This window comes from Corynebacterium sp. HMSC035E02 (assembly GCF_001836065.1).
Classification (GTDB): Bacteria; Actinomycetota; Actinomycetes; order Mycobacteriales; family Mycobacteriaceae; genus Corynebacterium; species Corynebacterium hiratae.
The window spans coordinates 1-426 of the sequence record NZ_KV827356.1 but is presented as its reverse complement, the minus strand read 5'-3'; the positions used below and the strand labels follow the sequence as shown (position 1 = coordinate 426).

At 56.6% G+C, this 426-nt stretch carries 1 pseudogene; it reads left to right on the top strand.

The annotated features are described in order from the left end of the window. Positions 1-364: pseudogene (locus HMPREF2635_RS09045) on the top strand (IS256 family transposase); the annotation flags it as partial. Positions 365-426: the final 62 nt, after the last annotated feature.

Here is a 426-nt window from a genome sequence, read left to right as displayed (position 1 = left end):
CCTTGACCCGCCTGAAGGTGTCACACAGGACTTAAAAGCCACCACAAACCTGCTAGAAGGCGGCATCAACAAACAGCTCAAAGACTTAGCCGGAAACCATCGCGGCATGTTCGATGAGCATCAGCGCATCACCATGGACTGGTGGCTCTACACCCACACCGAAGACTCGGTAGCGCCGCTGGAGTTAGCCAAGCAACAAGACTTCGGACGCCAAGGAGAAAAAGCCGCACGCAAGGCATGGGCGAAAGAAGAACTTAAACGGCGCGGCCACCCAGACGGGCGACCTGCCGCATTCGACACCGGCATCGACAACGAATGGAACCCCAGCTTAGGCGTAAGAAAAGGCTGGGCCGGACGCGCCTAAATCCACACGAAATGTCCCTTAGTGCGACACGCCGCAAATCCACACGAAATGTCCCTTAAGCC